Genomic DNA, 19075 nt, shown 5'->3' on the forward strand with positions numbered 1-19075 from the left:
GTACGGAAATTTACCGTCAATACGGGGAGCGAAGCGATCTCATTGATGCCTTAAAAATAAGATTAAGGAATCAATATTTTAGCTAAGTTTGCTGTATGAAGATTGCTACGTACAATGTAAACAGCATCAACGCGCGGCTGCCCGTGGTATTGCGATGGCTGGAAGAATCGAAACCCGATGTGGTGTGCCTGCAGGAGCTTAAGGCCATTCAAGAGAATTTCCCCGAGTCGGCACTGCTAGACGTAGGTTATCAATCCATTTGGCACGGCCAGAAGAGCTGGAACGGAGTAGCCATCCTTTCCCGGGTAGGACTGCCGGAAGAAACCTGTCGCGTGCTGCCCGGCGACCCCGAAGATGCCCATAGCCGTTATATCGAAGCCAAAATAAACGGTGTATTGGTCGGTTGCCTATACCTTCCCAACGGCAACCCGGCCCCCGGACCGAAATTCGATTATAAACTCAGCTGGATGAACCGCCTGCTTAGCCACGCGCAAATGCTGCTCGACCAAGGCGACCCGGCGATATTGACCGGCGATTTCAATGTTATCCCTACGGAAGCCGACGTGTATCGACCCGAACGGTGGGTAAACGACGCCCTCTTCCGACCGGAAACACGTGCGGCGTTCGAGGCACTGATAGCGCAGGGCTGGACCGACGCGATACGGCAAATCTATCCCGACGAAACAGTTTACACCTATTGGGATTACTTCCGCAACGCTTTCGGCCGTGACGCCGGTTTGCGCATAGACCACTTCCTGTTAAGCCCGGCAGTGGCTCCGCGACTGCATTCGGCCGGCGTAGACCGCGATGTGCGCGGGTGGGAAAAGACCAGCGACCATGCACCGGTATGGATTGAGGTGGAAACGTAAGAAAATAAACGTCGTTTAAAGTCCTGCCTGGTGACCGCATCAGAGGCTAGGGCAACAGAGTAAATCTCACGCTTACCAAATAACGATGCGCTTCTCTTTCGGCAGGTACAGCTTATCGCCGTTTTTTATATCAAACGCTTCGTAAAACCCTTCGACATTTACCAGTGGTCCCACCGCGCGGTATTGAGCCGGCGAATGCGGATCGGTCTTCACTTGGTTCACGACGAACTGCTCGGTTGTTTTCGTGCGCCATATAGTTGCCCAGGAAAGGAAAAATCGCTGCTGTTGAGTAAATCCATCAATCGTGCCCGGATCTCCCTTCTCCTTCAGGTATAGTCGGAGTGCATCGTAAGCTACAGAGACGCCACCAAGATCGCCGATGTTTTCGCCCAACGTGAAACGGCCGTTCACGTATACACCGGGTACAGGTTCATATGCCTCGAACTGCTGCACCAACGCATCCGTAGCCTTGTCAAACTGGGCACGGTCTTCGTCCGTCCACCAATTGTTTAGGTTGCCATTGCCATCGTATTGTGAGCCGCTATCGTCAAATCCATGCGACAATTCATGGCCGATCACCGCACCGATGCCCCCGAAATTGACTGCCGCATCAACTCTATAATCATAAAAAGGTGATTGCAGGATCGCAGCCGGAAATACGATTTCATTACGAAGTGGGCTGTAATACGCATTCACCGTTTGGGGTGTCATGCCCCACTCGGTCTTGTCTACCGGTTTGCCTTGCTTGGCACGGTTCTCTTCGAACCGCCAACGCCGTGCATTAAGTACATTTCCGAACAACGACGCCCCCACGTCCAAACTCGAATAGTCTTTCCACTTATCCGGATAGCCAATCTTCACTTCGAACCGGGCCAACTTAGCCAACGCCTTTTCCTTGGTCGCGTCCGACATCCACGCTAACTGCCCAATGTGTTGTTCAAACGAACGGATTAGGTAATTTACCATCTCTTCGGCAGCTTGCTTGGCTTCGGCAGGAAAATATCGCTCTACATACAACTTACCGAGCACTTCGCCCGCGATATGGTTTACAAATTCCTGCCCGCGTTTATCCAATGCACGCTGTTCCTGCTGGCCGCGGAGTGTCCGGCCCCAAAAATCGAAACTCAGCTCATCCAACTCTTGCGTTAGGCTGGTGGCAGCGCCGTTGGCAATATGGAAATGGAGGAAATCTTTGATAACAGCCAAATTCGCTGGTTTCAGCACCTCATCAAGTGCCTGGTAGTACCTTATCTCACTGATGATAACCGAATCTGTATGGAAACCCAAGTCCGTAAGGTATCGGGCCAGATCGAAGTTCTTTACCAGTCCTTTCAGGTCGGCAACGGCCATGGGGTTGTACTTTAGTGATGCATTACGGCCTTCTTCAACCGTAAGCATATGGCTCGCCAATTCCTTTTCAAAAGCGATAATCGCGGGGCCTTTCAGATCCCGTGTACGCTGGCCGATTTTCGGGAACAGACGGTTGATGTAATCATTGTAGTCGGCAAGAGTCTTTGCATTCGCTTCATCTTCCTTTTGATAGTAGGCCCGCCCCAACCCGAGGCTTGCGGAACCCAGGTACACGGTATTCATACGGCTATTCTTCATATGAGCGGATACGCTCGCACCGAAGAATGGATTACCGCCAATAGGGGCTGTTTCTACAAGGTAATTATAAAGGTCGTCGAAATCCTGTATAGCATCCACCTGTTGGAGCAACGGCTTTATCGGGTCTATACCCGCTTTGTCGCGCGCATCGAAGTCAATATACGATCGATACAGGTCGGCAATCTTTTGGCCATCCGTACCTTTTGCGTGCTGCTGTGCCAAGGTGGCTTTCAGGATTTCGAGGGTAGCGACATCCGTGTTTTCCCGCAATTCATCGAAACTTCCCCAACGGGCCTTGTCCGATGGGATATCGACTGTTTTCATCCAGTTTCCATTCACATAATTATAGAAATCATCTTGCGGCCGAACGGTGTTATCCATATAACCGAGATGGATTCCCTGATGGCGCTGCTGTGCCATAGCGGTTGTGATAACCGCCATAGCGATTACTAGGTTCAAACAATACTTCATGTGCAAATCTTTTTGATGAGGCGAACTTAAAAAATATCTGCCAGTAGCATAAATAAATCACGCGGAGATAAACAAAACGTTACATAGAAAATAAAACCGTTAACGAACAAATTGTGAAGCATTCATGCATACCACTGAAAGCAAGGAGCTGAATGAATAATTATTTTCGAATAAAAAATTAAGCTATCTTTGAGCCGAAACAACACATTACTCCGATGAAATTGGTTTATTCCAACAGCGCCTTGTACTACAGGCACAGGGCATGAGCCCCAAGGGCCAGCTACGAAACATTCCGCGATTACCCACGTCTTATTAACTGTTGTTCTCCGCACCATGCAAAGCTGCGACCGCGGAGAATCCCAAAACTTATCTCCTCGCCATGACGACTACATGGAAAAGAACTTTTGCCATTATCTGGACCGGCCAATTTGTGTCGCTGTTGAGCAGTTCTGCCGTCAATTTCGCCATCATCATTTGGCTGAGCCTCGAAACGGGTTCGGCCGAAGTACTGGCCTTTGCGGCCATCGCTGCTTTCCTGCCGCAAACCATTATCGGCCCTTTTGCAGGTGTATTCATCGATCGCTGGGACCGAAAGCGCACCATGATCCTTGCAGACGGCTTCATCGCCGCCTGCACCGGGGTGATGTCCGTGCTGTTTTATCTCGGATACTCCGAACTGATGTTCATCTACATCTTGTTAGCCCTACGGTCAGTGGGATCGGCATTCCACATGCCGGCCATGCAGGCCTCCGTGCCATTGTTGGCACCCAAGTCTGAACTACTCCGCATTGGAGGCATCAACCAGGTCATCCAGTCGGTATCCAGCATAGCCGGCCCCGCACTCGGTGCGTTGGCCATCGGACTGATGGACATCGGGTATGTATTGTTGCTTGATATCGGCGGAGCTGTGTTTGCCATCGCTTCCCTCCTACTGGTACACATCCCCAATCCTGAAAAAGCGACGACCGAACAAACCGCCGGGATCGGACAAGTGCTGCGCGACCTCGCCATGGGTATCAATGCCGTTACATCAAACAGGGGCATATCTTGGCTTTTCGGGTTTTCCATCCTCGCCACTTTCTGTATCATGCCCGTGGCGGTTTTGTTTCCGTTGCTCACGCTGCAACACTTTGGTGGTGGGAAGTTCGAGATGAGTATCATCGAGGTTGTTTGGGGTATCGGGATGCTCGTTGGCGGTGGACTATTGGGTATCTTCAAGCCTACGCTGAACAAGGTCATCATTATCAACAGCATGCACATCCTATTGGGTGTAAGCTTGGCGGCCTCGGGTCTATTGCCGGCAACGGGATTCATCTTTTTCGTGGCCCTCACCGTTTTGGGGGGCCTAGCCGCTTCGATTTATAATGCGTCTTTTACGACCGTGCTGCAGGAACGGATAAATCCTGCCATGCTCGGCCGCGTGTTTTCCATGTATTTCAGCATTGCGTTGCTACCCTCTATGATCGGTTTGCTGAGCACCGGTTTTTTAGCAGACACGATTGGCATCAGTGTGACCTTTGTGATGTTGGGCGGCGTAATCGGTCTTATTGGTATCGTATCATTTTTCGTACCCGTATTGATGCGGTTGGGGACTAAAGAGAAAAGAACGAATTGAAATACAGCAACTGGTAGGCAATAGAACGTTGCCAATACTCCCAATTGTGGGCGCCGGGGCCGGTGATATAGGTATGCGGAATATTACGGTCGAGTAACTTGCGGTGCAGTTGCTCATTCACGCCGTAAAAGAAATCGCTTGTTCCGCAATCGATGACAAGCGCCAGTGCATCGGGCGTGAGGTGATGGATCAGGTTGATCACTGTGTGGCTTTCCCACCGCTCCGGATAAGCAGCATAGCTCCCCAGTCGCTTAGCCATATCCCAGTTGAGCGGAAACGGACGGATATCCACACCCCCTGCCGTGCTACCTGCGGCGCCGTAGACATCCACATGCTTCATGGCCAGATAAAGCGCACCGTGCCCCCCCATGCTAAGTCCCGTGATGGCGCGCCCGGTTCGGTTCGGGATGGTCTTATACTGGCCATCAACCCACGTCACCAGTTCGTCCGACACGAACGTCTCGTAGCGGAATGTGCTGTCAACCGGACTATCCCAGTACCAACTGCCATGGCCACCGTCCGGACAAACGATAATCAATCCATACCGATCGGCAAGGTCTTTGACCACAGGTGCTTTGTTGACCCAATCGGCATAGTTGCCGCTGTAGCCGTGCAGTAGGTATACCACCGGAAAGGAATCCTTTTGGGCATAGGTTTCCGGCGTAATGATCACCGAATTAACCGCTTTGTTCATCGCTGCGCTCCATACGGATACGGTATCCACACCGGCAGCACGCGCACCAACCATGCAAAGTGCCGATACGGCAAATAATAGCATATTTTTCATCACCTTTACGTTAAATCAAGGGTTTGTTATTGTATATTGTCATTGTTTGAGGCAAACATATAAAATTAGTGCAGTATTTAACAAGGATGATGCAAGCTACCTCCTAGATAACTCCATACCGCTTGAGCGCATTCCAGATACCATCCTCTTCGGTTGTGTCCGTCACATGGTCTGCCGCCGCTTTCACGGGGTCGCCTGCATTGGCCATCGCTACGCCGATGCCAGCAGTACGTAGCATTTGGATATCATTCCCACCATCGCCGAAAGCCATCGTCTGTTCAGGAATCAATTTATATCGGCTAAAAAACTGTTCCATACCGATCTGTTTACTGATTCCACGAGCGTTGACGTCGATGAATTCGGGGCACCAACGACTTGATTCGCAGTTTTTCAATACATTGTTTATCAGGTGCGATTCTTTGTTTTCATCGACGAATAAGTTCAGCTGCAGCACTTCGGTTTCCAATGCATTGGCAAACGGTTTCGCATGCGGCACATCCAGTTTCAGTAACCTGAACGTCGCGGTCACGTCGTCCGTGATGTCACTGATGAACGAGCCCTCCGTAGTCATCACCCCCACGGGAAAGTTTTCTATGGTATTCAGGTGGTCGTGCAATATCCGGATGTCGCCTACATCGATCGTATGTCGGAAAAACGGCTGTCCTTCCCCATCTACGCAATAGCTTCCATTAAAGGTGATAAATCCATCGAACCCATAGGAAGCCAGGAATTTAGCATGTTCGTAAGACCTACCTGTCGAAACAAGGATCCGCACGCCCTTCGCTTTCAATAAAGCCAAGGCTTCTATCGTAGAGTCGGGAATGGCCTTGCTTCTCAGTCCGAGGAGGGTACCGTCGATATCGAAAAAGACGGCTTTGATATTGGGTTTTAACATGCTTCAAAGGTCGGCATTCCTTTCAACGTTTGCAATGCAAAGGACGCATGTTCTACCTCTCGGTTATTTAACAGCCCAGTATCCTCGCTGCCATCAATATGCCGCAACAGGAAATCGAATCGGTGATCTCCGAGCGCATCACCATGGCCACCGCTTCGGCCAGCGGTATCTTCTTCAACGAAAGTTCCTCTGTTTCTTCCGGCTGGGCCTCTCCTTGGCGGAGTCCCTGTGCCAGGAAAATGAATCCTTCTTCGTCGGTGACGGAATTGGATGTATGGATACGGCCTATCTGCTGCCAACTTTCGGCCGTTAAACCCGTTTCCTCTTTCAGCTCGCGCCGGGCCGTCGATAAACTATCTTCTCCCAACGGTCCGCCGCCTTCGGGTATCTCCCACGAGTATTCCTCTAGCGGATATCGATATTGACCCACCAAGTAAACGAAACCCTCGTCATCTACCGGAACAATACCAATGGCTTTGTTCTTGAACTGTACAACGCCATAGATACCTGGTGCACCGGCAGGTGTGATCACATCCCGGTGTTCCACACATATCCACGGGTTCTCGTAGGTGGTTTCCCTACGTACTGTTTTCCAGTTATTGGCTTCCATTCTGCTCGCAATGATAAAAAGAAAATGACGAGTATCCGTATTTCCGTGTTTCCACCAAATACGCATGCGTGGGTATCTTACGCGTCGTGGCATGTTCCAAAACCAACCATCCGCCCGGCTTGAGCAGTCCCCCATCGAATATTCGGCGGGGAATATCGGGCAGCTGCGGCAATTCGTACGGTGGGTCCACGAAAATAAAATCGAATCGGTCCTTGCACGAGGCGATGAATTTCAACACATCCGCCCGAACACCCTTCACGGCTTCAAGCCCCAACTTCTTCGCAGTTGCTTGGATGTATTGTATGCACTTGAAGTGAATGTCTACGGCCATTATGCGGGCAGCCCCGCGGGAAGCCATCTCCAAACTTACATTTCCGGTGCCGGCGCATAGGTCGAGCACCTGCATTCCCACAAAATCGATGCGATGCTGCAACACATTGAATAATGCTTCCTTTGCCATGTCCGTTGTCGGCCTCACGGGCAGGCTGGTTGGTGGCTGGAGCCGTAGTCCGGCGTGGCTGCCCCCTATTATTCGCATAGATACAAACCGAAAAGTGAGAGAAACCGGTGCTGGTGCGGTACCATATCACCGGGTATCTGGATGCCTGTCAGCGAACTGCTATCAGCCAGCACCACCTCTCCGCCGTAGGTTGCCGCCCGGTTGTAACAGGCATCGCCAAGGTCTGTATCACCTGCCAACTGGATGCTGGGTTTTCGGTCGGCCAACCCGAATCGGTTTAAGACCGCCAATAAGTGATAGCTGAAGTCATCTTCATTATGGGATTCAAAATCGTGGCAATACAGAAATTTGCCATCATTAAATACGCTGATCGTCATCCACTGAGCCTGCTGCTCAATAACCAGTAACGGTGCGCCGGCATGCAGGCCAAGATCGGCCACGGCACCGAGCAATGCTTGTACCTGCGGGCAGCTGACGGCATGGGGGAACCGGGCGACAAAGGTTTCCAATCCCATCCGGTTGGTCTGATACAATACTTTGATGCCTAAGGGCGCCACATCGGCAACATCCGCACCCCCCACCCCGTCAAAAGGAAGATGCCGAAGATACGCGTCGTGCTGCCGTTCGTCGTACACGTCCGCAGGAATGAAGGAGTATCGGCAATCGGTAACGGCCAGTTTCACGGATCCGAAATCACGATTGAGAAGCGCCGTAACTGCTGGTTCCACATTTGCGGGGTCATAGCTGGCCGCAAATTTCAATTGGCGTGTCTTACTCACAACAACCAATCGATGGCTGGCCGGCCCCACGCCAATCAACAGCGTGTCGTCTGTTGCTTCCTGCCCGTCGAAATTAGTCGTTGTATATATCATGCTGATTTATTTGCGCCGCGACAAACTTACTTAGATAAATCATTTTGAGCAAACTTTTGGATACCTTTGGCCGTGCAGTTAGTCGAATTAATCTCCAGCCATTTCCCGATGCATCCCACAGGGCAGCAAGATGAGGCATTGCAGCGGCTTGCGGATTTCCTGGTTGATCATAGCACGGGCACACCTGGTTGCTTTGTACTTAAAGGTTATGCAGGAACCGGCAAAACGACCCTCATCAGTGCGCTGGTAGCCACGCTACCCGCTTTGCGTATGCGCGCGGTGCTTTTGGCCCCTACCGGACGCGCTGCAAAGGTAATGGGAAACTACGCGAAGAAAAAGGCTTTCACCGTACATAAGAAAATCTACCGCAAGAAAGTAGCCCTGTCGCTGGATATGGCATTCAGCCTGGCCGACAACCCGCATACGGACACCTTATTCATTGTAGATGAGGCATCGATGATTTCCAACGACCGCCATACCTTCAATGGGCGGAGCGTCCTGGAAGACCTCATCCAGTACGTCGCCAATGGCGAACGCTGCAGATTGCTTTTTGTAGGCGACACCGCCCAGCTCCCACCTGTAGGACTGCTGCAAAGCCCTGCATTGGATGCGCAGGGATTAGGGCAACGCTTTGGCCTCCATACAAGGGTTTATGAACTCACTGACGTAGTGCGGCAGGAAAAAGACTCCGGCATACTGTACAATGCGACAGCCATACGCCGGCAAATCCAAACCGCTGTTGGCCAAACCGATGACAAACCTCTGCCCTTCCCGCGGTTTACGGTAAAAGGCTACTCCGATATTTACCGGATGACCGGGGAACACCTGATCGAGGGGTTGCACTATGCGTATGAAAAGTACGGTATGGAAAACACGCTGGTAATTTGCCGGTCCAATAAGAACGCTAACCTGTATAACCAGCATATCCGTAACCGGATCCTCTTCCGCGAAGAAGAGCTAACCGGGGGCGACTACATCATGGTGGTCCGCAACAATTACTTTTGGCTTGCCACCGAATCGGACCGGGCCGGTTTCATTGCCAACGGCGATATGGCACAAGTGCGGCGGGTACGCAATGTGCACGAGCAGCATGGCTTTCGGTTTGCGGATGTGAGCTTGGAATTTATGGAGGCTGACGAAACCGAGCCGGTCGACTGCCGAGTGATGCTCGACACGCTCCATAGCGATTCGGCAAACCTGCCACAGAGCGACCAGCAGCGGCTTTTTGAAGCAATCATGGCCGACTATGCCGACATCGGGGATAAAAAAGAACGCCTGGCTGCCCTAAAGGCAGATCCCTACTATAACGCACTGCAAATCAAATTTGCCATGGCCGTAACCTGCCACAAGGCGCAAGGTGGGCAATGGCAGGCCGTATTTGTAGACCAGGGTTATCTCACTGACGACCTGCTAGACGTCGAATTCCTGCGTTGGCTTTATACCGCCTGCACCCGGGCTACCGACGAACTGTTTCTGGTCAACTTCCATGAAAAGTTTTTTGGTTAATCCAGTAAAAAATTACAATCCACGCTAAACAAACCCCACTTCTTTTTGTACTAACACTGTACACCAATCGTAACAAGCGTTGTATGAAAGGAGGAAGTGGGGCTGGCGAAAACAGCCCGAAGCCAGTGCTCCGCATGGTGGATGCCATGGTTATCATTGTCGGTATCGTTGTTGGAGCTGGTATTTTCCGTACGCCTTCTTTGGTGGCCGCCTATACCGGAGGCTGGGAACTCTTCCTCGCAACCTGGCTACTTGGCGGCTTGGTTTCGTTAATCGGTGCCTTATGCTACGCTGAACTCACTACCGCTTTCCCGAATACCGGCGGCGACTATCACTTCCTCATGCAAGCTTTCGGAAGACGGTTTGCTTTCTTATTCGCTTGGGCCCGGGTGAGCGTTATCCAAACCGGGTCGATTGCGTTGCTCGCCTACATTGTGGGCGATTACCTCTCGCCTCTCTATTATCTTGGCCCCTATGCGCCAGCAATATACGCCGGCTTGGTGGTGATTACCCTTACCGTGGTGAATATACTGGGTATCACATTCGGTACCGGCACCCAGAAAGTCTTGCTGGCCATCCAATTCGTCGGCCTACTGCTTATCATTACCGTAGGGTTTCTCATACGCCCCTCTCCTATGGCGTTGGCAGCTTTGCCGGTTACGGATAGCCCGTCAACTGCGCTGGGCCTAGCCATGGTATTCGTTCTGCTCACCTTTGGTGGCTGGAACGAGGCCGGATACATATCTGCCGAATTGCGGGCCGGCAGCCGCAAGATGGTTCAGGTACTTATCATCAGTATACTGGTAATCACTGGAATATATCTATTGATAAACAGCGCCTTCATCTACGTATTGGGTATGGATCGTATGGCTGCTTCAACCGCCGTAGGGATAGACCTGATGCGGGTCACACTCGGTGAACCCGGTGTCTTCCTTGTAGGCGTACTCGCAGCCTTGGCAGCCCTCACGTCGGTAAATGCGACCATCTTTACCGGCGCTCGGACGAATTATGCGCTTGGCCGCGACTTCAAAACCTTCTCTTGGCTGGGGAAATGGAACCATAAAACATCGTCGCCAATCCCCGCGCTGCTAACGCAGGGAATCGTTTCGTTGGCGCTGATCGGGCTGGGTGCAATGACGCGCGATGGCTTTCAATCGATGGTAGACTTTACGGCACCCGTATTCTGGTTCTTCTTTCTGGCCATCGGGGTTTCATTAATGGTGTTGCGTAAGAAAAAACAACAGATACCACGCCCCTTTCGGGTACCGCTGTATCCGGTTACGCCGATTATTTTCTGTGGGTCATGCGCCTATTTATTATACTCGAGTTTGGCATATACCGGCGTTGGGGCGTTGGTGGGCGTTGCCGTACTGTTATTGGGCACGTTATTTTTCTATGTCATCCGATGAGGTGATGGAATCACGCTTTTTTAGCAGGCTATTAAATGTGACCAATATGATACATAGCTTAACGAAACAATGCCAACCGTCGGGTGTTTACCCTGTGGTCCGCCACGTAGGCAGGTATGGATACGCTATTTATAAATCAATGAAATAACACAAAAAAACGAAGACGATGAGCACGATGAAAAATTGGCTGATTGCCCTATTTGTTGGCGTATGCTCGGGTGCATATGCCCAAAAAACCCAATTGGATGTACCTTATGTGCCTACCGACCAGAAAACAGTCGAAGAAATGCTGAAGCTGGCCGGCGTGAAACCGGGAGACGTTGTTTACGACCTGGGATGCGGCGATGGCCGGATCGTCATCACGGCTGCAGAAAAGTTCGGTGCCACCGGCGTTGGGGTCGACCTCAATCCCGAACGCATCAAAGAGGCCAATGCCAACGCGGCGGCGGCCGGCGTTGCCGACAAGGTGAAGTTTGTACTGGGCGACCTGTTTGAATTTGATTTCAGCGAGGCCAACGTGGTAACGATGTACCTGCTGCCATCGGTGAACCTGCAGTTGAGACCCAAGCTCCAAAAAGAACTGAAGCCGGGAAGCCGCATTGTATCGCACGATTTCGACATGGACGATTGGGAGCCCGAGAAAACGGTACGGGTAGGAACCCACGATACCATCTATTTGTGGACCATCCGATAACTGGCACTATTTAACCTTCGGGCCTGTAACAGCAAACGCGGCCATTTTGACATTGGCAGGAAGGGGTCTATCAGTCGTTGTTGCCGCAAGCTGCGCCGATGAGTAAGCGCGGCACCGGGTTCTGGATATGCCGCAACGGATCGCGGGCACACGGCACCGAACCGGGGACAACGCTACACGGCACCACCCTTACGCCGCCCGAACGCGGGTGAAACCCGACCAGGCCCAGGTGAAACGGATCCCGACCCATGTGAAAGCACACCGGATTCATGGCTAACGCGCCCGGGTTGGGGCGAACGCAGGAGGGATCCGGGTGGAACCACCCTGGGTTCGGGTGGAATCAACAAGGATTAAACGGTTACCAACGTGGCTCCGGGTGTAACGCACACGGGTTGTATACGCGTCGCACCGGACCCATGTGGATTCACACAGGGATGGGGGGTGCTGCACACCATCCCTTGTGGGCCGCAACCGGCTTCATGAAGCGCCCGGCCGAACCCGGTACACCTTGCCCTATGCCCGGTCCGGCGTATCCCAAACCAAGGCCGGTGCGGCAGGAATCCATGTCGATACAAACGTAATCCCGTCCGGTGCAACATGGGCATCGTACCGTGCAGCCCGGGCCCGTGCAGGCACGGCTTGCATACATGCCGGCGCAATATGCACCCATGCCGACGTTATCTTGGACCCAGTCCGGCATATCTTGGACCCAGTCCGGCATATCTCGGACCCGTGCCGGCATATCTTGGACCCAGTCCGGCATATCTCGGACCCAGTCCGGCATATCTTGGACCCGTGCCGGCGAAAAAGCAGGCGCTATCAGCGAGAAAGGCGCCGATCTCAGCCGCAGGAAACACACTTCCGTGAAATTGTTGATGCAGTTGGCCACTGCGCGCAGCGATTTAAGCAATGCCTTGCCGGCTTCGTCCTTCTCTTCCTTCCGCTACCCGCCGGCGCGACCATTGGCCGAGATGGCCTGCTTGGCGGATATAGTCGAGTGCCACCGGCTCGAAACAGGCAAAGGCCGGGGCACTATATCCGGGAAGTTGGTATTTGCGCGCAGCGCATCGGCGGCATTAATCTATGTCTACTACAAAAGGCCCGGAACCCTACTGTAAACTAGTCCCATTTATGAGAAGTGGACAAGGAATATTTCCCTCCCCCGGTGAAGATCAGCCCCAATCCCCCAAACAAGAACAAAGCGATCAGCTCATGTGCCCAGGCACCCGATTTTCCCAAAGACAAAATATTTTCGGTATGCGCCATCACAAAAGCCACCACCATGACACCGGTAAATAGTAATGCGGCCAGTTTGGTTCTAAAGCCAATGATTAACAGAATTGGCGCTAAGGTTTCCCCCAAATGCACACCATAAGCCAGAAAGGTGGGAAGCCCCATTTCAGATAACATCCCCTTAATACCGTCCACTCCGTTAACCAGCTTGTAAATGCCATGAAACAGCATGAAAAAGCCCATATTCAATCTGAAAACCAATAAACCGATGTTTAAATTACGTTGTTCCATTATGCCTCCAGTGCCTTCTTAACGGTATCACCCAACGTCGTGGTGGGACGACCAATCAATTTTGAGAGCACTTTGCCATCATCGAACAGGTCATCTTTTGAAGCCCCGATATCCCAACCGGCAATGGCCTGAGCAAGCCCGTCAGGCAAACCCAAGGATGTCAATACACCTGCATATTCCTCTGCGGATAAGTTGTTATACGGAATGTCTTTCCCGGTCTGGCCGGAAATCTCCGCTGCGAGATCCTTCAGCGTATAAGCCACGTCGCCCGCCAACTCGTATGCTTTTCCTTGATGCCCTTCGCTTGTCAATACAACCGCAGCAGCTTCGGCATAATCTTCACGTGCGGCCGAGGATATTTTGCCATCACCCGCACTTCCTATAAATGCACCGGCCTCTAAGGCACCCCGTACCGAAGCCGTATAGTTTTCTGTATACCATCCGTTTCTTAGAATGGTGTGTGGAATGCCCGACGCCTTTAACAGTTCTTCGGTTTCTACATGCTCCGCGGCCAAGCTTAGCGAAGAGGTGTCGGCATGGAGCAAGCTGGTGTAAACAATCCACTTGACACCGGCCTCTCGGGCTGCCTTGATTACATTTTCGTGTTGAACTTTGCGCTGACCGACTTCGCTTCCCGAGATCAGCAAAAGATGATCGATATCTTTTAGCGCATCGGCTAACGCTCCTGATTTTGCGTAGTCGAATTCACGTGCTTCGATTCCCAGATCAGCAGCTTTTTCCGGTGAGCGCACCAGCGCCACCAGATCTTCCGCATTTACCTTTTGTCTTAATTTCTCCACTACCAAACGACCTAGTTGTCCGGTAGCTCCAGTAATTCCAATCTTCATACTAACTTTTATTTGTAATAAAACATATTACATTAATGTTCAAATTTTTTTAACCGAACTGTTTTACAAAACTTTCCAACGTTCGATGCCGGAGCGCGTCGAATACGGTTTCATCTATTTCCGCAAACAGGTCTTCCAGTTCCTTATTCATATCCTTGCCAATAGGGCATTTAGGATTCGGATTGAGGTTCTTCTTCCCCAGTACATCCGTCTTTTTTACGGTCTTGTAGATAGCCGCCAGGTTGATGTCTTTACCCGGAATAAGTAACGTGTACCCCCCTTCCTTTCCCTTTCGGCTGGTCACCCATCCCTGATCCTGCAATTCACCCAACTCCTTTCGAACGATAACCGGATTGATTTGGATACTGCCTGCAATCCAGTCGGAACTTAACCATTCGCCCGGGCTCTTGGCCAAAAGGGTCAGGATATGTATAACCGTTGCAAACCTTGTGTTGTTCATATTGGCAACAAAGATAATGATTTTTTTCAATTGTAATAATTTTTGTTTCAATTAAATCAATAGCTTTGTTCATTGCCTTTGGCATATACCCTATTCTATCAAATAGTCGGGATTTTGCCGTTGATAATAAAATTATACATACACTGGCATCAATCGGCGCACTTGTGATCCCGCACATCCGGTCCAACAAATTGATATCGACCTTAACCTAAAAAGTCGCCGGTAGACTATCGCAATTTCACCCCCGGTCCTCCCAACATCACGCGAATATTACAATCAGCCATCCGGCAATTTCAATCAAAAACCGTTCTTTTGCATGGCAAGATAATCCCAACATACACCATTAAGCCATCATGCAAAAAAATCATATACTGGTATTCCTCGTATTTGCGTTATTCAATCCTGTATTCGCACAGGAAAACGATGGGAATCCACGGGCAAATTATCAATTGGCAGCCCGCTTTTCACCTGAGAAATTAAAACGTCTTATTTTTTCCACATCAGTCAATCCACAATGGCTCAAAAATTCGGATCGGTTTTGGTATACATACGAAACCTCCGAGGGCAAAAATTGGTACATAGTGGATCCCCACGCACGCCATAAAGAGGTGCTTTTTGACAACGCTTATATGGCGGCCCAGCTTACACGGATCGTAAAAGATCCCCTCGATGCACAGCATATCGATATCCGCAACCTGCGATTCACCGACGACGAGCAACGCATCCGCTTTGAGGTCAACAGCACAAAAGACACACTCAAAAATGAGGAGGAACGCAAAAAAAACAAGAACAAGGCAGATTCACTGAAGAAAAAGGTATTTTATATCGAGTACAACCTGCAAACGCGCCAAACGATTGAACTTGCAGACTCACTCAAACCCAAGCCCCATCTTTCATGGGCCTCTTTTTCGCCCGATACCAACACGGTGATTTTCGCCAAAAATTATAACCTGTATTGGATGGACCGTGAAAACTACAGGAAAGCCCAAAAAGATGAGAAAGACAGCACCATCGTGGAACACCAGTTCACTACCGATGGCATACAGCATTTTGCCTGGGGTGGTGACGACCGTACCATCACCACGGGCGATGATAAGGAGGACGAGGAAGAAAAAGACAAACGCAAACGGGCCCGTATCCTCTGGTCGCCCGATGGCAACCACTTTGTGGTTGTCCGAAAAGATAACCGGCACCTCCATGCGCTGTGGGTCATCAACAACGTAGGTGGTAAGCGCCCCACACTGGAAACCTATAAGTACCAGATGCCTGGCGAAACCGACAGTACGGAGCAGGAACTCCATCTCTTTGATTTCGCCACCAAAGAGCCGCGCCGAATCCCGGTGGCCGCTTTCAAAAACCAGACGCTTTCCATCTGGACAGCACCGTCGCCGCGTAATGTACAACCCGGCGACATCCGCATAGACACCTGGCTGGGCACCAACGAACTTTTTTTTATGGCACGCAGCAGCCGCGACCTCAAACGCATCGACCTCCTTACGGTAGACATCAACGGCAAGGTGAATACGCTTGTCGAAGAACGTGCTAACACGTATCTCGACATCCAGCAACCGGCGCTGATCAATGAAGGAGGGGAGTTTCTGTTTTGGTCTGAACGCGATGGTTGGGGTCATTATTACCTTTACGATGGCAACGGCAACCTGAAAAACCAGGTTACATCGGGCGAGTTTTATTGCTCGGACATTGCCGGATTGGATGAAAAAACACGCACCCTCTACTTCCAGGCGAATGGCCGCGAGGAAAACGAAGATCCTTATTACCAACACCTCTACCGGATAAACCTGGACGGCACCGGCATGAAACTGCTCAACCCGGGCGACTTCGACCATCAGTCGGAAATGGACGACAAGGAACAGTTCTTCGTGAACAACGCGTCGCGCGTAAACACCGTTCCCGAATCGGCGTTGCACAATAGTTCAGGGCAGCTAATCATGCAATTGGAAACAGCCGACCTATCGCAGCTGTTTGCCGCTGGTTACCAATTCCCCGAGCCGTTCCGTGTAAAGGCTGACGACGGTATTACCGATTTGTATGGCGTCATGTACAAACCGTTTGACTTCGACTCTACCAAAACGTATCCCCTTATCGAGTACGTATATCCCGGTCCGCAGACCGAAGCCGTAAACAAAGCCTTCGGACGCAGCATGGACCGCATCGACCGGTTGGCACAATTCGGATTCATCGTGGTGACCGTTGGCAACCGCGGGGGCCATCCCGCAAGGTCGAAATGGTACCATACCTACGGGTATGGCAACTTACGCGACTACGGTTTGGCCGACAAGAAAGCGGCCGCCGAACAACTGGCCGACCGCTACCCATTCGTCGACATCAATCGTATCGGCATTACCGGGCATTCCGGTGGCGGCTTCATGTCTACTGCGGCCATGTTGGTGTATCCGGATTTCTTCAAGGTAGCCGTATCGGGTGCGGGCAACCATGAAAACAATATCTACAACCGATGGTGGAGCGAACGGCACCACGGCGTTGCCGAAAAGGTATCCGCCAAAGGTGATACCACCTTCTCTTATGCCATCGAGAAGAACACCGAACTGGCGCGTAACCTCAAGGGTCATCTGCTGCTAGCCACGGGCGACATTGACAACAATGTGCACCCTGCCAACACCATCCGCATGGCGGAAGCACTCATCAAAGCCAACAAGCGGTTCGATTTCCTGCTGCTGCCCGGCCAACGCCACGGGTTTGGCGACATGACGGAGTATTTTTTCTGGAAAATGGGCGACTATTTCTGCAAACACCTGCTTGGCGACTACAGCGACGAGGTAGACATGACCGAAATCAACAGGGAGATACCGCGTAAGCGGTAACCCCCCTTACTTACTGCTTATTTTAGAAGCCCCTTGCTTATTCCATAAGAAAAAGACGGGGATACCTAACAGCACGATGATCAACCCCGGCCAAGTAAACGTTGGTTGGTAAATCAGTAGGCCTACGCATATAGTAAACGCCGCGAGTACGTACAACGCCGGCAACACGGGATAGCCAACTGCTCTGTAGGGCCGCTCGGCGGTTGGGCGCTTGCGCCGCAGTATAAATATGCCGATGATCGTAAGCGCATAAAAAATCAATACCACGAATATAACATAGTTGAGCAAATCGCCGTACCGGCCTGTGAGGCACAGTACCGATGTCCAAATGCACTGTGCCCAAAGCCCCCAGCCGGGCACTTCGAATCGATTCAATTCGCCGGCTTTTTTGAAGAACAGCCCATCTTGCGACATGGTGTAGTATACCCGAGCACCTGCCAGTATCAAGCCGTTGTTGCATCCGAAAGTGGAAACCATGATCATCACTGCAATGACCAGCGTGCCCACCTGACCGAAAATGGCCTGCGCTGCCACCACGGCTACACGGTCTGCCGGCGCATGTGCGATGCTTTCCATCGAAAGCGTAGCCAAGTACATGAGATTTGCCGAAACATATACGATGGTAACGATCATTGTTCCTAGGAAAAGGCTCAGTCCAATGTTCTTGCGGGGATTACGTATCTCCCCTGCTATGAAGGTAACGTTATTCCATGCATCGCTCGAGAAGAGCGAGCCCACCATGGCGGAAACAATACCGGCGAATAATGCCGCACCACCGATTGATACGGCGGTACCACCATTCACGTCCCACCGCACAGCCTCCCATGCTGTAGCCCAATTAGTGCTCCAAACCTCGGTATTGAACGCGCCAAAGAGTCCCATCACAATCAGTCCGCCCAGCGACAGGATTTTGACGATAGTAAAAACCGTCTGAATGATCTTACCGTTCTTTACGCCCCGCGCGTTAACCCACGTAAGGATGACGATGGTACCGATGGATACCAACTGGGCGGCATTGATGTTAACCACTCCCAGATTCCACAGTACATTTTCATCGCTCAGCGCGGGAAATATATACGCAGCAAATTTTGCAAATGCCACCCCTACCGCGGCAATGGTACCCGCCTGGATAACCATAAACAACGACCAGCCGTATAAGAAAGCGACCAGCCGGTTATATGCCTCGCGTAAATAAACATACTGCCCGCCTGCCTTAGGGAACATGGCTGACAGCTCACCATAACTTAAGGCTGCGATAACCGTAATTACGCCGGTTAGTATCCAAATGAAAATAAGCCAGCCCGCACTACCTACATTCCGCACGATATCGGAACTGACAATGAAAATCCCCGAGCCGATCATCGACCCGGCTACCAGCATGGTCGCATCGAGCAAACCCAGCTCGCGCTTCATGTCATCGTGTTGTTCTGTATTTGTGTGCATTAGGTTATCCTTAAAATATACGATTAGTAGCGCCGAAAGTAGGTAAATAATATGAAAACATGCAAATAAATTTGTTTATTGGGATAAGCATCTTATTTTTGGCGACTCTTTGTTAAGACCTATTTTGACAATGACGAAGTTTGTAAACAATTGATTTGGCT

General features: G+C 51.2%; 17 protein-coding genes. 7 read left to right on the forward strand and 10 right to left on the reverse strand.

Features of this window, described 5'->3' with window-relative positions; all coding sequences use genetic code 11:
• The first annotated feature begins 95 nt into the window (after positions 1-95).
• Complete coding sequence (gene xth, locus ACEVG1_RS12910) at positions 96-869, forward strand: exodeoxyribonuclease III (RefSeq protein WP_374744103.1); 774 nt, start codon at positions 96-98, stop codon at positions 867-869.
• 72 nt (positions 870-941) lie between these two features.
• Here xth and ACEVG1_RS12915 read toward each other — a convergent pair whose 3' ends face one another.
• On the reverse strand, positions 942-2918 hold the full coding sequence (locus tag ACEVG1_RS12915) for a M13 family metallopeptidase (RefSeq protein WP_374744105.1): 1977 nt from the start codon (positions 2916-2918) through the stop codon (positions 942-944).
• Positions 2919-3327: 409 nt separating this feature from the next.
• Between ACEVG1_RS12915 and ACEVG1_RS12920 the strand changes: the two genes are divergently transcribed.
• Complete coding sequence (locus ACEVG1_RS12920) at positions 3328-4563, forward strand: MFS transporter (protein WP_374744106.1); 1236 nt, start codon at positions 3328-3330, stop codon at positions 4561-4563.
• Here ACEVG1_RS12920 and ACEVG1_RS12925 read toward each other — a convergent pair.
• The 5 genes from ACEVG1_RS12925 to ACEVG1_RS12945 form a co-directional block, all read right to left on the reverse strand.
• Complete coding sequence (locus ACEVG1_RS12925; protein ID WP_374744107.1) at positions 4541-5350, reverse strand: alpha/beta hydrolase; 810 nt, start codon at positions 5348-5350, stop codon at positions 4541-4543. The two genes, ACEVG1_RS12920 and ACEVG1_RS12925, sit on opposite strands and share 23 nt — an antisense overlap.
• A 103-nt stretch (positions 5351-5453) precedes the next feature.
• Positions 5454-6245, reverse strand: a complete 792-nt coding sequence (locus ACEVG1_RS12930; protein WP_374744108.1) for a Cof-type HAD-IIB family hydrolase — start codon at positions 6243-6245, stop codon at positions 5454-5456.
• Positions 6246-6312: 67 nt separating this feature from the next.
• Positions 6313-6855: an NUDIX domain-containing protein gene (locus ACEVG1_RS12935; protein ID WP_374744110.1), complete on the reverse strand. Its 543-nt coding sequence runs from the start codon at positions 6853-6855 to the stop codon at positions 6313-6315.
• Complete coding sequence (locus ACEVG1_RS12940) at positions 6842-7393, reverse strand: RsmD family RNA methyltransferase (protein ID WP_374744111.1); 552 nt, start codon at positions 7391-7393, stop codon at positions 6842-6844. Before ACEVG1_RS12940 ends, ACEVG1_RS12935 begins: the two co-directional genes overlap by 14 nt.
• Positions 7384-8187, reverse strand: a complete 804-nt coding sequence (locus ACEVG1_RS12945) for a DUF3822 family protein (protein WP_374744113.1) — start codon at positions 8185-8187, stop codon at positions 7384-7386. The genes ACEVG1_RS12940 and ACEVG1_RS12945 overlap by 10 nt, the downstream gene beginning before the upstream one ends.
• A 108-nt stretch (positions 8188-8295) precedes the next feature.
• Here ACEVG1_RS12945 and ACEVG1_RS12950 point away from each other — a divergent pair, with 108 nt between their 5' ends.
• The 4 genes from ACEVG1_RS12950 to ACEVG1_RS12965 all read left to right on the forward strand — a co-directional run bounded on the left by ACEVG1_RS12950 (position 8296) and on the right by ACEVG1_RS12965 (position 12914).
• Positions 8296-9693 (forward strand): ATP-dependent RecD-like DNA helicase, encoded by a 1398-nt coding sequence (locus tag ACEVG1_RS12950; protein WP_374744114.1) that lies wholly within the window; start codon positions 8296-8298, stop codon positions 9691-9693.
• Between the two features lie 83 nt (positions 9694-9776).
• Positions 9777-11102 carry an APC family permease gene (locus tag ACEVG1_RS12955; protein ID WP_374744116.1) on the forward strand — a complete coding sequence of 442 codons (1326 nt, stop codon included), beginning with the start codon at positions 9777-9779 and terminating at the stop codon, positions 11100-11102.
• 166 nt (positions 11103-11268) lie between these two features.
• Positions 11269-11796, forward strand: coding sequence for a cyclopropane-fatty-acyl-phospholipid synthase family protein (locus ACEVG1_RS12960; RefSeq protein ID WP_374744117.1), 528 nt, complete (start codon positions 11269-11271; stop codon positions 11794-11796).
• Between the two features lie 590 nt (positions 11797-12386).
• Positions 12387-12914 carry a hypothetical protein gene (locus ACEVG1_RS12965; protein WP_374744118.1) on the forward strand — a complete coding sequence of 176 codons (528 nt, stop codon included), beginning with the start codon at positions 12387-12389 and terminating at the stop codon, positions 12912-12914.
• Between the two features lies 1 nt (position 12915).
• Here the strand turns inward: ACEVG1_RS12965 and ACEVG1_RS12970 are convergent, their stop codons facing one another.
• From ACEVG1_RS12970 to ACEVG1_RS12980, 3 genes are read right to left on the reverse strand one after another with little or no spacing between them, the layout of a single operon-like run.
• Positions 12916-13320 (reverse strand): DoxX family protein, encoded by a 405-nt coding sequence (locus tag ACEVG1_RS12970; RefSeq protein WP_374744119.1) that lies wholly within the window; start codon positions 13318-13320, stop codon positions 12916-12918.
• Positions 13320-14168, reverse strand: a complete 849-nt coding sequence (locus ACEVG1_RS12975) for an SDR family oxidoreductase (protein WP_374744120.1) — start codon at positions 14166-14168, stop codon at positions 13320-13322. Before ACEVG1_RS12975 ends, ACEVG1_RS12970 begins: the two co-directional genes overlap by 1 nt.
• A gap of 49 nt (positions 14169-14217) precedes the next feature.
• Positions 14218-14628, reverse strand: coding sequence for an Rrf2 family transcriptional regulator (locus ACEVG1_RS12980; protein ID WP_374744121.1), 411 nt, complete (start codon positions 14626-14628; stop codon positions 14218-14220).
• A 353-nt stretch (positions 14629-14981) separates the two neighbouring features.
• On the opposite strand from ACEVG1_RS12980, the gene ACEVG1_RS12985 reads away from it, so the two are divergent.
• Positions 14982-17471 (forward strand): DPP IV N-terminal domain-containing protein, encoded by a 2490-nt coding sequence (locus ACEVG1_RS12985; protein ID WP_374744123.1) that lies wholly within the window; start codon positions 14982-14984, stop codon positions 17469-17471.
• 6 nt (positions 17472-17477) lie between these two features.
• Here ACEVG1_RS12985 and ACEVG1_RS12990 read toward each other — a convergent pair whose 3' ends face one another.
• Positions 17478-18914 (reverse strand): APC family permease, encoded by a 1437-nt coding sequence (locus ACEVG1_RS12990; protein WP_374744124.1) that lies wholly within the window; start codon positions 18912-18914, stop codon positions 17478-17480.
• Positions 18915-19075 lie beyond the last annotated feature (161 nt).

Source organism: Parapedobacter sp. 2B3 (assembly GCF_041925275.1).
Classification (GTDB): domain Bacteria; phylum Bacteroidota; class Bacteroidia; order Sphingobacteriales; family Sphingobacteriaceae; genus Parapedobacter; species Parapedobacter pyrenivorans_A.

Bases quoted from the DNA above. Each gene is read 5' to 3' on its own strand.
- xth (WP_374744103.1), top strand. From the start codon at position 96: ATGAAGATTGCTACGTACAATGTAAACAGCATCAACGCGCGGCTGCCC.
- ACEVG1_RS12915 (WP_374744105.1), bottom strand. From the start codon at position 2,918: ATGGCGGTTATCACAACCGCTATGGCACAGCAGCGCCATCAGGGAATC.
- ACEVG1_RS12920 (WP_374744106.1), top strand. From the start codon at position 3,328: ATGACGACTACATGGAAAAGAACTTTTGCCATTATCTGGACCGGCCAA.
- ACEVG1_RS12925 (WP_374744107.1), bottom strand. From the start codon at position 5,350: ATGAAAAATATGCTATTATTTGCCGTATCGGCACTTTGCATGGTTGGT.
- ACEVG1_RS12930 (WP_374744108.1), bottom strand. From the start codon at position 6,245: ATGTTAAAACCCAATATCAAAGCCGTCTTTTTCGATATCGACGGTACC.
- ACEVG1_RS12935 (WP_374744110.1), bottom strand. From the start codon at position 6,855: ATGGAAGCCAATAACTGGAAAACAGTACGTAGGGAAACCACCTACGAG.
- ACEVG1_RS12940 (WP_374744111.1), bottom strand. From the start codon at position 7,393: ATGCGAATAATAGGGGGCAGCCACGCCGGACTACGGCTCCAGCCACCA.
- ACEVG1_RS12945 (WP_374744113.1), bottom strand. From the start codon at position 8,187: ATGATATATACAACGACTAATTTCGACGGGCAGGAAGCAACAGACGAC.
- ACEVG1_RS12950 (WP_374744114.1), top strand. From the start codon at position 8,296: ATGCATCCCACAGGGCAGCAAGATGAGGCATTGCAGCGGCTTGCGGAT.
- ACEVG1_RS12955 (WP_374744116.1), top strand. From the start codon at position 9,777: ATGAAAGGAGGAAGTGGGGCTGGCGAAAACAGCCCGAAGCCAGTGCTC.
- ACEVG1_RS12960 (WP_374744117.1), top strand. From the start codon at position 11,269: ATGAGCACGATGAAAAATTGGCTGATTGCCCTATTTGTTGGCGTATGC.
- ACEVG1_RS12970 (WP_374744119.1), bottom strand. From the start codon at position 13,320: ATGGAACAACGTAATTTAAACATCGGTTTATTGGTTTTCAGATTGAAT.
- ACEVG1_RS12975 (WP_374744120.1), bottom strand. From the start codon at position 14,168: ATGAAGATTGGAATTACTGGAGCTACCGGACAACTAGGTCGTTTGGTA.
- ACEVG1_RS12980 (WP_374744121.1), bottom strand. From the start codon at position 14,628: ATGAACAACACAAGGTTTGCAACGGTTATACATATCCTGACCCTTTTG.
- ACEVG1_RS12985 (WP_374744123.1), top strand. From the start codon at position 14,982: ATGCAAAAAAATCATATACTGGTATTCCTCGTATTTGCGTTATTCAAT.
- ACEVG1_RS12990 (WP_374744124.1), bottom strand. From the start codon at position 18,914: ATGCACACAAATACAGAACAACACGATGACATGAAGCGCGAGCTGGGT.